Genomic DNA, 13,537 nt, shown 5'->3' with positions numbered 1-13,537 from the left:
AAAACATATATATAGCATTTCGTCCGCTGTTGTTGCCGCTTTATTGTACGTTTAATGTTGAAATTTTTTCGGGCTGCTTCTGTTGCGGCCGTAACGTTTACCCTGGCTTCGGCGGCGATTACCGCAGATGCCGGTTTCGCTTTTGAGAATAACCAAAGCACTGCTTTAAACGCGACCACCATATTGGTGGACGCTGCGCAAATCTCCGCTGACCAGGCCCAAGCAGACTTGGCAAAAAGCGGTAAGGTTCCTGCGACCCTCGCCGACAATGGCGACATCATTTTCACTCCCGGCATCGGCGAATCTTCGAATAACGATGACAATGAAGCCATCGCGGCTTCGTCGCTATCCGATCTGGTGCGCCAACAAGACACCAACGAACCGCTGAGCGCTGAACAACGCTGCCTCGCGAGCGCGGTCTATTTCGAATCAAAGGGTGAATCACTCACCGGACAGCTTGCCGTTGCGCGTGTCGTCATGGCGCGTGCCAAGTCCGGTCGTTTCCCTACCACATTGTGCGGTGTGGTTTTCCAGAAACGCCAATTTTCCTTCGTACGTGGCGGCGGTATGCCACCTATAGCTATTGGCAGTGCGCACTGGCGGAACGCTGTCGCGATCAGCAAGATCGCGTTGGACGACCGTTGGGAAAGCCCTGTTGAAGGCGCTTTATACTTTCATGCGCGGCATGTGTCGCCCGGCTGGCGCTTAACGCGCCTTGGCAGCATTGATAATCATATTTTTTATCGTTAAATGCCGATGAAATCTGACAATAAGGGCCCCGAAATGGGGCCTTTATTTTGTTCTTCTTTCGTTCTATTTGTGCGCGATGGACGCACACACTTCAATATTGCCGATCGGGGCTCCATCGGTTGCCCGCGGAACATCACGGCTGTTTCTGCGCAACCAGATTATGGTTCAATCGGAGGTAAGCCTTCGTAATGGGCGGCGCGCAGACCTTATGGGTCTGACGACCAAAGGCGAAATCATCATCGTCGAAATCAAATGCTCACGCGCTGATCTTTTGGGTGATCAGAAATGGCCGGAATATCTCGAATATTGCGACCGGTTTTTTTGGGCGGTGCCGGCCGGGTTTGATATCGGGCCATTGCATGGCGATGCATTCATGCCCGAACGGGCCGGACTTATCATCGCCGATGCCTATGACGCCGAAATAGCCCGCCCGGCGGCCCTTGTCCCCTTGGCGACAGCGCGGCGCAAAACCGAAACACAACGGCTGGCACGGATCGCTATGCGCCGCCTGATGGGCATTGCCGATCCTGATCCAATCCTTGCGGAAATCGAAGCCGAATAAAGAAGGCTTAGCTCTTCTTCGGATTAAACCAGATCGGCGAAGAATAAGCCCGCTCTTGCGCCTTCAACTCTGTACCGGGTAGCAGCTTTGCACCATAGCGCAAGGCGTCGAACAGCACCCACCGTGGCGTCGGAATTTCAATGACGCGCACATAATAAAAGGCGCGGATGGAAGGGTTAAACTCGGGATCCGTCCATATCGTCCGCAGTTCCGGATCACCGATGCTGTTGGTGTAACTGGCTTTGGCGATATTGACGGTGTCGCCGACGGGCGTCAGCTTGCCATTGGCGCCCTTGGTGCGCTTGTCAGCGTCGGACCAGACAACATCGAAGACTTTCTCTTGAAGTGCGCCCGATGCGTTTACCCAGCCTTTGACGACCTGTACCCGATCAAGATTTGCGCCCATCGGATCTTTGAGTGCAGAAATCATGAATTTCGGCGCGCCGCGGCCGGGTTTCAAATCTGCGCCCATGGGCACACCGCGCGCATAGCCGGCTTTAACCCAGTCGCGCGTGAATTCGTTTTCGGTGAAGTCCCAACCGCCAAAGAAGCGCAACTTAATGCGTGGCCCCGTGGTGGCATAAACCTCACGCCGCGTCATGGCATCGAAAATGGCAGCGCGCGTGTTGGCCGTGGCCCACACAGCGGCATATCCACCGGCGAGATAATGCCAACCCATACGGCCTTCACGCGTACCTAGATTCTGCGGCTCGCTGGCGCGTTTGCGGTTTGGTTCACCGCCAGAATGCTTGCCGAAGAAATTATTCTCATCGCCCGTGGCAAGGGCGGTATGGCTGTCGGTTGAACCGATTACGCCAAATTTATACGGATTCACGCCCGTGCGTGCCTCAATCGCAAGCCCGCGCTTCAACGCTTCACGAATATATTCGCCGGCATAATCCTGATTTTTCTTTTTTATCTGCATGGTCAGGTTGCCGACGTCCCAACCTGCCGTACCAAAGCCTGCAAATTCGTCATTTGGCGACAGGAATGGATGCGATTCGCTATCACCCTTAATCTGCGTGATTTCCGTCACCGGCTCGCGCGCGGCGCGCCGCCGGGCATATGCAGCGGTCATTGGTCCGCCATCTGGACCAACCAATTCGAACATCATGCCATTGGAAAGGTTGCTGTTGTGCGGAATGGCCAACACCTTGCCGCCGGTGACCTTCTCATAATTGTCCATATAGTCCCACAGCTGGCTGACGGGTGTGTCGCCTTGCCCTGGATCATATGGGAGAACCTTGTCGGTCCGGCTTTTGCCATCGCGGAACATGACGACACGGTGCAAATTGTTGCCGCTGGGCATCAACGTATATTCAAAGCCCATGAAGGCGGTGAACTTGCCCGGTTCATTATACCGCTCGACGAGCGAGCTGTGCCCTGTCCAGATGCTTGTCGACGTTTTCTTCTGCCGTTCCGGGTTTGTCAGGGCGGCTGGCAAAGCATTGCGGCCAGCCAGATCGATCAGCTCCCCCGTAACACGTTGCATGCCCTCTGGCCCCTTGTGCATCTCTTCATGCCAGCGTTTTAGGGTAGGGTCGCGGACAAGAAAGCCGGGTGCGTCATACAATGCTTTGGTCGCGCCCAAGCCGCCCGAGTGATCGGCGATCACCAGAAAGTCGAGTGGGCGTTCCAGCTGCGCCTTCATCCCGCCGGTCGAGGTGACTTCTTCACCGCGCGCAAAACGCAGCGCATCTTCAGGTCCCAATTTTACGCCAAAACCAAATGCGTCGATGGAATTTGCCGTATGCAAATGGGTGTCGCCCCATAAAAGCTTATCAGCGGGACCCGAGGTCACTTCGCTATCGGATGCTGCTTGCGCGGTACGCGAATCATCCATGATGCTTTTTTCGCTATATTGCTGCCAACTGTAGGTCAGTCCGGCGCCGACCGCGACAACAGCCACGGTGCCCAAAATGATGTTGCGCAATTTTGCCATGATATAATCTCCCCTAAGCCAGAAAATGCGTTGGAAAATCGGGTAGGTCAAGTGCCCCGAAGCAGCACCGGGATGACGCTACGTCATGGGCTGCTTCATACTCCAGACAAATGCAGATGGCCGCTCGTCGTCGAATTGGGATAGACCGATTTTCTGATTTTCGGCGCCGACATTGGATTCTGCACAATATGTCCCGAACAATCGGTCCCAGATCGACAAAGCAAAACCGAAATTACTTTTTTGTTCGGCCACGGCGATGCTGTGGTGCACCAGATGCATGTCGGGCGTCACAAAAAATATGCGCAATATCCGGTCGATCTTTTTGGGAAGGCGGATGTTGCTGTGATTGAACAGCGCATTTGCATTGAGCCACACTTCAAATGCCAGCGCCACGACAAGCGGCGCGCCCAACAGAGCCACCATTGCAGATTTATAGAATGTCGACACAATCAATTCGAACGGATGAAAGCGCAGCGCGGTGGTGACATCAAGATCGCGGTCGCTGTGATGTACCGCGTGCATAGGCCAGAAAAATGCGAACCGGTGCATCGCAAAATGCTGCAGCCAGACGGCGAAATCGAGAACAACAAACGCCATCAAGGCTTCGGCCCAGAGGGGCCAGTTTAAGATGTTTAACGCGCCGAACTGGTGTGTGCCCGCCCATGTCGCCGCGACACCGATAACGACGAAAAACGACAGGATCCTGCCGACAGCTGCGTTTGTTACAAAGAATAAGACATGTGTTCGCCATCGCGGATAGCGGCCCAAGACCAAGGGTCGGCGTGGCCAGATATATTCTGCACTGGCCAACACAAAAAGCAGCAAAGCGGGGATGGCTATTGCATATATGCCAATCCCCGCTTCTATCATGTCCTATGCGCTCGCCGTGTCCAAGAACGGATAGTCGGTATATCCTTCGGCACCGGGTGCGTACCATGTTTTGAAATTATCAGGGGTCAGTTCAGCCCCGGACCGCAGACGTTCAACCAGATCAGGGTTGCTGATATAGGGACGGCCAAAGCTGATTGCGTCGGCCAGTCCAGATGCCAGATCTGCATCTGCCATTTCACGTGTATATTCCTGGTTCAGCACCAACGGTCCCTTGAACACTTTTCGGATTTCAGGGGAAATGCGCGGCACATCGGATTGCCCGAAATTACCATATGTCTTCAATTCACGCAGTTCCAAGAACGCGATGCCGATATCTTGCAATGCGGCCGCGGCAGCCGTGAACAACGGCACGGGATTGCTATCATTCGTACCCTGTGATTCGCCATTGGGCGATAGCCGTACGGAGGTGCGTTCCGAACCAATGGCGTCGACCACCGCTTGGGTGACTTCGCGCAACAGGCGGATACGGTTTTCGATTGCACCGCCATATTCATCGGTGCGCAAATTGGTGTTGTCGCGCAGGAACTGGTCAATCAAATAGCCGTTGGCCGCATGAATCTGAACGCCGTCAAAGCCGGCGGCCATCGCGTTTTTCGCAGCGTTGACATAATCCGATATGATGCGGGGTATTTCCGAAGCCTCAAGCGCGCGCGCTTGCGTATATTCTTTTTTGCCCTCTGCGGTGTGCGCATAACCCGGCGCAGTCGTTGCAGATGCGGACACAGGTTGTGCACCGCCCAAGAAGTCTGGGTGGACAAGCCGCCCCATGTGCCACAGCTGCAATATGATCCGTCCATCGGCCTTGTGCACCGCTTCGGTCACTGGCTTCCACGCCGCGATTTGTGCATCTGACCAGATACCGGGCGCCGATGGCCATCCAAGACCTTCTTGGCTAATGCCCGTCGCTTCAGCGATAATCAGGCCAGCCGTGCTGCGCTGGCTGTAATATTCCGCTTTCAAATCTGACATGGGTACATGCCCATTCACACTGCGGCCGCGGGTCAGCGGCGCCATGAGGATTCGGTTGGGCGCGGTGATGGCACCGAGTTGAATCGGATCAAACAAAGTTGCAGTCATGCAATATCCTGTCATTAAGCGTTTCTTTGCAGCCAAGATGCGGATGAAAGTTGCAAAATGCAACGGGGGTTTATGTCGCAGAAGATATTACATCAGCAACCGCCCAGCTTGCTTGCCTTTGCGGCACTGCTGGCCGGAAATATTGCGATCGCTTTTGGGCCATTGCTCGTGCGTTTTGCCGACAGCGGACCCATCGCGACCGGATTCTGGCGACTGGCGCTGGCGACGCCGTTTTTGTTTCTTGTCGGGTATCGATTTGGTTTTCGTTTTTCGGCCTTAGGCAAATCCACAATCTGGCTGGCGATAATTGCAGGCCTGTTTTTCGGCATTGATATCATCTTGTGGCATATTGGCATTTTCCAAACGAAAATGGCCAATGCGACATTATTTGCGAACTGCGCCAGCCTGATTCTGGTGGTTTACGGGATTATTGCCGCACGTAAAATGCCCAGCAAATGGGAGAGCGCGGCAGTACTTTTTGCATTTGTGGGCGCTGCACTTTTAATGGGGCAAAGCCTCGATCTATCCCCGCTGCATTTCCAGGGGGATATTTTATCGCTTACTGCGGGCCTCACATACACGGTGTATCTGGTGCTCATGATGCGCGTGCGGCAAAATACGGAAAGCTGGGGCGCACTGGGCATGGCAAGCGCTGTTGCGGCGGTCATCTTGCTTACCGGGTCGCTTGTTGCGGGTGAACAGGTTATTCCGACAGTGTGGTGGCCCGTGATATTGCTTGCGTTCACATCACAGTTTTTCGGGCAAGGGTGCCTGACTTATGCCTTACCGCATTTCAGTCCGCTGGTGATTGGCTTGGCCTTGTTGTTTCAGCCTGCATTGTCGGCTGCGGCTGGGTGGCTTGCCTTTGGTGAAACGCTGACCGCGATGGATTTTGCGGGCAGCGCGTTGGTGATGATTGCGCTCGTGCTGGTGCGCAAGCAATAGACCTTTTCTTGAGGGCGCCGAACGCCTACATGTTGTGCATGTCTAAATCACCGCTTCCTGCCGACCCGACGCTCGACGAAATTCGCACGGCGCTTGCCCCAATCATTGCGCGTAATGCGGGGTTCGATGGCTGGTCTGATGCCGCTGTTCATGCGGCCGCTGATGAAGCTGGCGTGGACCATGATGTCGCGAAACTTGCGTTCAAGGATAACGCCATCGACATGATTGATGCCTGGATCGACAGCATCGATATGGAGCTTGCGCATCGTTTGCCTGCCGAAAAACTTGCGGCGATGAAAATCCGTGACCGGATTACGGCATTGCTGGCAACGCGGCTGGAAATCATGGCGCCGGACCGCGAATCGCTGCGGCGCGCGATGGCGATCATGGCCATGCCGCAAAATCTGGTGCGCAGTGCAAAGATCGGCTGGCGATCTGCCGACCGGATGTGGCGTCTGGCCGGTGATAGCGCGAGCGATTTCAACCATTATACCAAGCGCATGACGCTGTCGGCGGTGTATGCGAGCACACTGAGTGTGTTCGTGAATGATGACAGCGACAATTTTGCCGATGCGCGGGCTTTCCTTGATCGCCGCATCGATAATGTGATGCAGTTTGAGAAGGTGAAGTTTCAGGCGAAACAGCGTCAGGAATATGTGCCAAGCCTGTCCCGCTTCATCGGCCGCCTGCGCTATCCGGCACGTTAATCCAAATCTCTATTGATGTTATTGCGAATCGGTTGCAAATAAGTGCCCGTGCAGCTTCACCGTCTTCCATTAAACCGCGCCGCGGTAATTCGATCCATCAATTGGGATGTTCTACCCGATCAGGAAGGGCATCGCCTGCGTTCCCTTGGCTTTGAACCGGGAGTCACCATAGAGGCATTACACAAGGGCATTTTGATATGGCGTGACCCGATCGCCGTGCGTGTTGGCCGAATGACCGTGGCCTTACGCACCAATGTAGCATCGGCCATCGATTGCGAGTTTACGACATGACCCAAATGCCACCCCTCGTTGCCCTTGTCGGGAACCCCAATGCCGGAAAAAGTGCTTTGTTCAATGCGCTGACCGGTGCGCGGCAGAAGATTGCGAATTATCCCGGCGTAACGGTTGAACGCAAATCTGGGCGGGCGACGTTTGACGACGGCCAACCCGTTGAAATGATCGATTTGCCGGGTGCCTATAGCCTTGATCCCGATAGTCTTGACGAAGCCGTCACCCGTGATGTCGTGTTGGGAAATCTGGAAGGCCAACGCCGTCCGGACGCGCTTGTGATCGTGCTGGATGCCGGCAATCTCGATAACCATCTGCGCTTTGCGCTCGAACTGATTGCGCAAGGCCTGCCAACGGTGGTTGCGCTGAACATGGTAGATCTTGCCGCGCGCGATGGCTTGCATTTGGATGCAGATAAGCTTGCCCGTGCATTGGGTGTACCTGTTGTTGAAACGGTCGCGGTACGCCGTCGCGGTCTCGCGCCGTTAATGGCGGAACTCGACCAAGCACTCAAAACGCCGCGGCCTGCGGTCGAGCCAGTTGCGGTCTCGTTCGGCGCGAAAAATCAGCAGGCACGCGACATTGCACGCTCGGTGATTGTCAGCGAAACCGCTGGCCGCCAGTGGACGCGCAGGCTGGATTCGATATTGCTCCACCCGGTCGGCGGCGTGGTTATTTTGCTCGCTTTGTTGTTCCTCATGTTTCAGGCGGTGTACGGCTGGTCTGAGGCACCGATTGGTTGGATCGAAAGCGGCTTTGCCCTGTTAAGTGAAGCGATTACGGTCGCGTTGCCCGATGGATTATTCCGGTCATTCTTGACCGATGGCGTCATTGCGGGCGTTGGATCGGTGGTCGTCTTCCTTCCGCAGATTTTGATCCTGTTCCTGTTCATTTTGCTGCTTGAGGCATCGGGTTATATGACGCGCGCTGCGTTCGTCATGGACAGGGTGATGGCGGCGGTTGGTCTTTCGGGGCACAGTTTCATTCCGCTTTTATCATCCTTCGCCTGCGCGATTCCCGGCATCATGGCAACGCGCACGATCATGGATCAGAAGGAAAGGCTGGCTACCATATTGATCGCGCCGCTAATGACTTGTTCGGCGCGGCTGCCGGTATATACGGTCATCATTGGGGCATTCATTCCTTCAAATACTGTTGGACCCGGCATCGGGTTGCAGGGCCTTGTTCTCTTTGGCCTGTATATCGCAGGCATATTGGGTGCGATGCTGGCCGCGGCCGTCATCCAGCGCTTTGTTACGCAAAGCCGCACGAGCAGTTTCCTCATCGAAATGCCACGTTATCAATGGCCGCGCTTGCGCGATATTGCGCTGAGCCTGTGGCAGCGGGCGTGGCTGTTTCTGCGCCGCGCAGGCACGATAATCTTTGCGGCGACCATCATATTGTGGGCGCTTTTAAGCTTTCCCAAAGCACCCGCGGGCAGCGGCATTTCGCAAGTGGAATATTCGGTCGCCGGACGCATTGCCGACGGGCTTGAGCCGATTGTCCGGCCGATTGGCTTCAATCATGACATTGCGCTCGCGCTCATTCCGGCGATGGCTGCGCGCGAAGTGGCGGTCTCTGCCTTGGCGACAGTTTATGCCATCGATGCCGCGGATGAAGATGTTGCGGCGTCGAGTCTTGGCCCCAAGCTAGCGGCGGACTGGTCACTTGCCACAGCTTTGGCGTTTCTTGCATGGTTCGTCTTTGCGCCACAGTGCATTTCCACCATTGCGGTGACGCGGCGCGAAACCAATGGATGGAAATGGCCGATCTTCATGGTCACCTATCTTTTTGCGCTGGCATATGCCGCCGCTGGCATAACATATTGGACAGCGCGTTCCTTCGGCTTATAGCAAGTGCACAAGATCATTTGATTAGAGGGCAGGAACATGGCGGGAAGCGTCAATAAAGTTATCATCGTGGGCAATTTGGGTGCGGATCCCGAAGTCAAATCCTTCCAGAACGGTGGGCGCATTTGCAACTTGCGGATCGCGACGTCGGAAGACTGGAAAGACCGCACGACGGGCGAGAAAAAAGAACGCACCGAATGGCATAGCGTCGTGTTGAATTCCGACGGTCTTGTTGGCGTGGCCGAGCGTTTCCTGAAAAAAGGCAGCAAGGTTTACATCGAAGGCCAATTGCGCACCCGCAAATGGCAGGATGCTTCGGGTAACGACCGTTACACAACCGAAGTGTCGGTTGCAGGCTTTGATGGCAAGCTGGTCATGCTGGATGGTCCAAGAGGCGGATCAGGTGGCGGCGATGGCTGGAGCGGCGGCGCATCTGGCGGTGGTTCCTCGGGCGGATCGTCCGGCGGCAACAATTGGGGCGCCGGTGGCGGAAGCTCTTCCGGCTTTGGCGGAGGTGATTTCGACAATGACCTCGATGACGACGTACCGTTTTGATCGCTAGCCAGCGGCCAATAGCAATAACAGATTGAACAGGGGCCAATATGAAAAAGGCAGTTTTGGCTCTTGTCCTGTTTGGCGCGCTTGCGGCCTATTTTGCTTTTGATTTGGGCCAATATCTAAGCCTCGAAAATTTCAAAGCCAGTCAGGCAGAGATTGTCGCGGCAAAGGATGCAAATCCGGCTTTGTATATCGCCGGGTTTTTCCTTCTTTATGTTGCGGTGACGGGATTATCGATTCCGGGCGCTGCAATCATGAGCTTGGTCGCCGGTGCTTTGTTTGGCGTTGTCCTTGGCACCCTCATCGTCTCCTTTGCATCAACGATGGGCGCAACATTGGCGTTTCTCAGTTCACGTTATCTGCTGCGTGATTGGGTGCAGGGCAAATTCGGCGAACGCTTGCGCGCGGTTGATGACGGACTTGAAAAAGACGGCGCATTCTATTTGTTCACGCTGCGTTTGATTCCGGTATTTCCGTTCTTCGTCATCAATCTGCTGATGGGTTTGACGCGGATTAAAACCGGCACATTTTTCGGGGTCAGCCAGATCGGCATGTTGCCCGCAACCATCGTGTTCGTGAATGCAGGCACCCAGATCAGCCGCATAGAAAGCACCGCCGGTTTGTTGTCGCCCACACTCATTGCCTCATTCGTGGCGCTCGCATTCTTCCCGTGGGCGGCAAAGGGCATTGTAGCGGTGGTAAAGCGCAGCCGTGGCTAAACAGTGGCAAAAGCCGAAGCGGTTTGACCGCAACCTCATAGTCATTGGCGCCGGATCGGCGGGCTTGGTCTCGGCCTACATAGCGTCAATGGTCAAAGCGAAAGTGACCTTGGTCGAAGCGCATGACATGGGCGGCGATTGCCTGAACACCGGATGTGTCCCGTCCAAAGCGCTCATCAAAAGCGCAAAGGTTGCGCATCAGGTTGCGGACTCGGCCCGCTTTGGCATTCAGAGCGGCGCGCCCGTCATCGACTTCCCCGCAGTCATGCGCCGCGTCCGCGACGTCATTACCGCGATTGAACCGCATGATAGCGTTGGACGCTTCACGGGTCTCGGCGTCGATTGCGTAAAGGGCTATGCGCGTTTCGTTGATCCGTGGACCATCGAAATTAACGGCGCACGCCAATTAACCGCAAAATCCTTCATCATCGCCACGGGCGCAGCGCCATTCATCCCGCCGCTGCCGGGCGCCGAGGATAGCGGCTATCTGACAAGCGAGAGCTTGTGGGATGCCATGGCGGACCGGCCAAATGCGCCCAACCGTCTGGTGATTTTGGGTGGCGGTCCCATTGGCTGCGAACTTGCACAGGCATTCCAGCGTTTGGGGTCAAACGTGACGATCGTCGAAATGGCGGATCGGTTGCTGCTGAAAGAGGATGCCGATGCCGCTGCATTGGTGACCGCTCGATTGCAGGCGGAGGGCGTGCGCGTTCACACGGCCCACCGCGCACTGCGGTTCGAATCTGGAAAATCTCTGGTCGTTGCAGGACCGCAGGGTGAAAAATCGATAGCCTATGATGACATTATCATTGCCGTCGGTCGCAAGCCGCGGGTGTCAGGCTTTGGTCTTGAAGAATTAGGGTTGGTTGTGGGTGGCCAGCTTGAGAATGATGATTTTCTGCGCACGAATATGCCGCATATATATTGTGCCGGCGACGTTGCCGGACGCCAGCAGCTGACGCACGGCGGCAGTCATGAGGCATGGTATGCCAGCGTTAATGCACTGGCGCGGCCGTTCAAAAAATACCGCACCGATTACCGCGTTTTACCGCGTGTCACCTATACCGAACCCGAATTGGCGAGCGTTGGCCTGACCGAAGCGGAGGCGCGCACGCAAGGTCTGTCGTTCGATGTCACGCGCTACGATCTTGATGATCTCGACCGGGCGATTGCCGAAAGCGAAGCGCATGGCTTTGTCAAAATTCTGACCGCCAAAGGCAGTGACCGCATTTTAGGCGCAACGATTATTGGGCAGAATGCGGGCGAAATTCTCGCCGAAGTCACCTTCGCGATGAAGCATAAAATGGGGCTGCGTAAAATCCTGCAGACCATCCACCCCTACCCAACATGGGCTGAGGCGAACAAATATGCTGCGGGTCAGTTCGGGTTGGCGCGCAAACCCGAAGCACTGCTGAAATGGGCCGATCGTTGGTTCCGGTGGCAGCGCGGTTAGCGGAAGCTTTTTGCTGCGAACGCAACGCGCTGGGCAACGGTCAGTATACACAAAGCGGCAAATATTAGCGCTAATGTCGGGAAAAATGCCGGGAACAGGCAGAATAGCAAAAAGAATGCGATGGTTTCCCCACCCTCCATCAACCCGGTGGAATAGATAAATGCTTTGGGGCCATGCGCACCGTCATCATCGTTGCGGCGCGCGGCGATTGCCGCATATCCCAGAAAGCTGACTGCTGTCAGAGTGAAGCTGCCGACTAGTGCGAGCGCAGGCATTTGATTGTCCGCGCTTAGCATGCCGAACGCGACCGGGACGGAAACGTAGAACAGAAAATCGCACAGCGAATCCAAATAGCCGCCAAAGTCCGTCGGCCCGTTGATTCGGGCAATCGCGCCATCGAGACCGTCAAAAAGGCGGTTCAGCACGATGCAAGCCAATGCGGCCGAATAATGCGCCTGCGTGATGAAAAATGCGGCACCCAGCCCGGTGGCAGCGCCTGTTATCGTCAGCGCATTTGCCGAAAACCGCGCATCTGCCAGCACGCGCGCGACGCGGAACAGCGCCGGGTCGACCAGTCGGCGCAGCGCCACATCAAACATGGCGTGGCCCCATCATTTTTTCGCCAATAAGTCCTTCAGCCCAGCGAGCGCGCCCACTGGAGCGACGTCTTCTTCGCTTTTGACACCCGCGGCGCGCAAGATTTTCTCTGCCTCAGGGCTGCGTGGATAGGGATTGAGCGCGAGACCCATTGACTGGGCAACCGCCTCACCCAAATCAATGGTCTGGCCATCGTGGAACATCGTGTCGCAATCTTCGGGGGCGAGTTCGAGTTCCACTTCGCCATTTGATGTGGGTTCGGCAATAAATTGGATATGGATAGCCTCGTCCAATTTCGCAGGAACGGGATCATGGGTTGCGATGCAAAATTGCGCGAGGCTGGCCGTAAAGCGTCCGGTTGCAATCACGGCGTCCGCTTCATGCTTCAACGAAATTTCAGCCTCAAGATTGTCCAGCGCCGCCAGATCAAACCGCGCCATCAGGCCATTGCGCGCTGCCTCATCCGCCGAAAGCCGAAGGTTGCGGCTGTGATTCCCAACTTCGGAAATTTTGATGACATGGCTGAACTCGTTGGCGGTCACCACTTTGCGTCACCTTCAACGATCATATCGGGCAATTGCGCCCCCAATGCACGTTCGACATCCAACAAAGCTTGGCGGGTATACGCAAGCGCGCCAGCTTCGGGGGCAACACCCCGGTAAATATTCCGCACAATGGCTTCATCAAGCTCCGCCGTATCGGACAAAGCCGAGCGCAGCGCACCGAGGCGACCGCCGACCGCGCTCATAATCTGGCCAATATGTTTGCCAACAATCATATCGCCAATGCCAACTTCACGCAGCTGCCCATCCATGTCGTCAACAAACACTTCGGTAAGGCGCGCCATGTCGAGTGCGCAATCACCGCTGTCCTCAAGCCGCAGCAGAACCAGCGACAATATAGAGGCAACCATATCGAAGCGTCCGTCAATGCTGTCCGGAACCTGGCCTTCGATATACCAATGCGGCTCACGCGCTTTGGCCACGATCTGGTTGTATAATGGAATCAGCTTAAGCTTGGGGTCGGGTTCCCCTTTCCCGAAAAGTCTTTTCAATAATGTCATTTTGACGCGTTTTCATCCTTACTCATCGGGCATTCATCTGGGATTGCATATTGATATTGCGCCTTAAGGATGCAATGGCAAAGGCCCAACTTTAGTGGATTAGCGGAGAAGTTTATGCGCGCGACGCAAATTGCA

At 55.5% G+C, this 13,537-nt stretch carries 15 protein-coding genes; 9 read left to right on the top strand and 6 right to left on the bottom strand.

Features of this window, described 5'->3' with window-relative positions; all coding sequences use genetic code 11:
- The first annotated feature begins 54 nt into the window (after positions 1-54).
- Both ACIQ5B_RS07475 and ACIQ5B_RS07470 read left to right on the top strand, forming a co-directional pair.
- Positions 55-750 carry a cell wall hydrolase gene (locus ACIQ5B_RS07475; protein ID WP_397598467.1) on the top strand — a complete coding sequence of 232 codons (696 nt, stop codon included), beginning with the start codon at positions 55-57 and terminating at the stop codon, positions 748-750.
- A 76-nt stretch (positions 751-826) separates the two neighbouring features.
- A complete protein-coding gene (locus ACIQ5B_RS07470) occupies positions 827-1,312 on the top strand; it encodes an MmcB family DNA repair protein (protein ID WP_397598466.1) in 486 nt (161 codons plus the stop codon).
- Positions 1,313-1,319: 7 nt separating this feature from the next.
- Here the strand turns inward: ACIQ5B_RS07470 and ACIQ5B_RS07465 are convergent, their stop codons facing one another.
- From ACIQ5B_RS07465 to ACIQ5B_RS07455, 3 genes are all read right to left on the bottom strand, one after another.
- Positions 1,320-3,254, bottom strand: a complete 1,935-nt coding sequence (locus ACIQ5B_RS07465) for a DUF3604 domain-containing protein (RefSeq protein WP_397598465.1) — start codon at positions 3,252-3,254, stop codon at positions 1,320-1,322.
- A gap of 78 nt (positions 3,255-3,332) precedes the next feature.
- Positions 3,333-4,064, bottom strand: a complete 732-nt coding sequence (locus tag ACIQ5B_RS07460; RefSeq protein WP_397598464.1) for a sterol desaturase family protein — start codon at positions 4,062-4,064, stop codon at positions 3,333-3,335.
- Positions 4,065-4,127: 63 nt separating this feature from the next.
- Complete coding sequence (locus ACIQ5B_RS07455) at positions 4,128-5,222, bottom strand: alkene reductase (protein ID WP_397598463.1); 1,095 nt, start codon at positions 5,220-5,222, stop codon at positions 4,128-4,130.
- Between the two features lie 72 nt (positions 5,223-5,294).
- Here ACIQ5B_RS07455 and ACIQ5B_RS07450 point away from each other — a divergent pair, with 72 nt between their 5' ends.
- Genes ACIQ5B_RS07450 through ACIQ5B_RS07420 form a run of 7 tightly spaced genes read left to right on the top strand, consistent with a single transcriptional unit; the run spans position 5,295 to position 11,742 of the window.
- Positions 5,295-6,167 (top strand): DMT family transporter, encoded by an 873-nt coding sequence (locus ACIQ5B_RS07450; protein ID WP_397598462.1) that lies wholly within the window; start codon positions 5,295-5,297, stop codon positions 6,165-6,167.
- A gap of 38 nt (positions 6,168-6,205) precedes the next feature.
- Positions 6,206-6,874, top strand: coding sequence for a COQ9 family protein (locus ACIQ5B_RS07445; protein ID WP_397598461.1), 669 nt, complete (start codon positions 6,206-6,208; stop codon positions 6,872-6,874).
- Positions 6,875-6,916: 42 nt separating this feature from the next.
- Positions 6,917-7,165: a ferrous iron transport protein A gene (locus ACIQ5B_RS07440; RefSeq protein WP_397598460.1), complete on the top strand. Its 249-nt coding sequence runs from the start codon at positions 6,917-6,919 to the stop codon at positions 7,163-7,165.
- Complete coding sequence (locus tag ACIQ5B_RS07435) at positions 7,162-9,015, top strand: ferrous iron transporter B (RefSeq protein WP_397598459.1); 1,854 nt, start codon at positions 7,162-7,164, stop codon at positions 9,013-9,015. The genes ACIQ5B_RS07440 and ACIQ5B_RS07435 overlap by 4 nt, the downstream gene beginning before the upstream one ends.
- Before the next feature lie 36 nt (positions 9,016-9,051).
- A complete protein-coding gene (gene ssb / locus ACIQ5B_RS07430) occupies positions 9,052-9,567 on the top strand; it encodes a single-stranded DNA-binding protein (protein WP_395628922.1) in 516 nt (171 codons plus the stop codon).
- 47 nt (positions 9,568-9,614) lie between these two features.
- Positions 9,615-10,289, top strand: coding sequence for a TVP38/TMEM64 family protein (locus ACIQ5B_RS07425; RefSeq protein WP_395628921.1), 675 nt, complete (start codon positions 9,615-9,617; stop codon positions 10,287-10,289).
- A complete protein-coding gene (locus ACIQ5B_RS07420) occupies positions 10,282-11,742 on the top strand; it encodes a dihydrolipoyl dehydrogenase family protein (protein WP_397598458.1) in 1,461 nt (486 codons plus the stop codon). The genes ACIQ5B_RS07425 and ACIQ5B_RS07420 overlap by 8 nt, the downstream gene beginning before the upstream one ends.
- Here the strand turns inward: ACIQ5B_RS07420 and ACIQ5B_RS07415 are convergent.
- Genes ACIQ5B_RS07415 through ACIQ5B_RS07405 form a run of 3 tightly spaced genes read right to left on the bottom strand, consistent with a single transcriptional unit; the run spans position 11,739 to position 13,402 of the window.
- Positions 11,739-12,341, bottom strand: coding sequence for a CDP-alcohol phosphatidyltransferase family protein (locus ACIQ5B_RS07415; protein ID WP_397598457.1), 603 nt, complete (start codon positions 12,339-12,341; stop codon positions 11,739-11,741). The two genes, ACIQ5B_RS07420 and ACIQ5B_RS07415, sit on opposite strands and share 4 nt — an antisense overlap.
- Positions 12,342-12,353: 12 nt before the next feature.
- Positions 12,354-12,881, bottom strand: coding sequence for a YceD family protein (locus ACIQ5B_RS07410; RefSeq protein ID WP_397598456.1), 528 nt, complete (start codon positions 12,879-12,881; stop codon positions 12,354-12,356).
- A complete protein-coding gene (locus ACIQ5B_RS07405; RefSeq protein ID WP_397598455.1) occupies positions 12,878-13,402 on the bottom strand; it encodes a ubiquinol-cytochrome C chaperone family protein in 525 nt (174 codons plus the stop codon). Before ACIQ5B_RS07405 ends, ACIQ5B_RS07410 begins: the two co-directional genes overlap by 4 nt.
- Positions 13,403-13,537: the final 135 nt, after the last annotated feature.

It is taken from the genome of Sphingorhabdus sp., from assembly GCF_044374345.1.
Lineage (GTDB): Bacteria > Pseudomonadota > Alphaproteobacteria > Sphingomonadales > Sphingomonadaceae > Sphingorhabdus_B.
Note: the sequence above shows the minus strand (reverse complement) of the source record. Positions and strands in the feature narration are given on the sequence as shown.

What these genes read in the sequence shown, in the direction of transcription:
- ACIQ5B_RS07425 (WP_395628921.1), top strand. Translation starts at nt 9,615, where the DNA reads ATGAAAAAGGCAGTTTTGGCTCTTGTCCTGTTTGGCGCGCTTGCGGCC.
- ACIQ5B_RS07435 (WP_397598459.1), top strand. Translation starts at nt 7,162, where the DNA reads ATGACCCAAATGCCACCCCTCGTTGCCCTTGTCGGGAACCCCAATGCC.
- ACIQ5B_RS07455 (WP_397598463.1), bottom strand. Translation starts at nt 5,222, where the DNA reads ATGACTGCAACTTTGTTTGATCCGATTCAACTCGGTGCCATCACCGCG.
- ssb (WP_395628922.1), top strand. Translation starts at nt 9,052, where the DNA reads ATGGCGGGAAGCGTCAATAAAGTTATCATCGTGGGCAATTTGGGTGCG.
- ACIQ5B_RS07415 (WP_397598457.1), bottom strand. Translation starts at nt 12,341, where the DNA reads ATGTTTGATGTGGCGCTGCGCCGACTGGTCGACCCGGCGCTGTTCCGC.
- ACIQ5B_RS07445 (WP_397598461.1), top strand. Translation starts at nt 6,206, where the DNA reads ATGTCTAAATCACCGCTTCCTGCCGACCCGACGCTCGACGAAATTCGC.
- ACIQ5B_RS07470 (WP_397598466.1), top strand. Translation starts at nt 827, where the DNA reads ATGGACGCACACACTTCAATATTGCCGATCGGGGCTCCATCGGTTGCC.
- ACIQ5B_RS07405 (WP_397598455.1), bottom strand. Translation starts at nt 13,402, where the DNA reads ATGACATTATTGAAAAGACTTTTCGGGAAAGGGGAACCCGACCCCAAG.
- ACIQ5B_RS07450 (WP_397598462.1), top strand. Translation starts at nt 5,295, where the DNA reads ATGTCGCAGAAGATATTACATCAGCAACCGCCCAGCTTGCTTGCCTTT.
- ACIQ5B_RS07465 (WP_397598465.1), bottom strand. Translation starts at nt 3,254, where the DNA reads ATGGCAAAATTGCGCAACATCATTTTGGGCACCGTGGCTGTTGTCGCG.
- ACIQ5B_RS07475 (WP_397598467.1), top strand. Translation starts at nt 55, where the DNA reads ATGTTGAAATTTTTTCGGGCTGCTTCTGTTGCGGCCGTAACGTTTACC.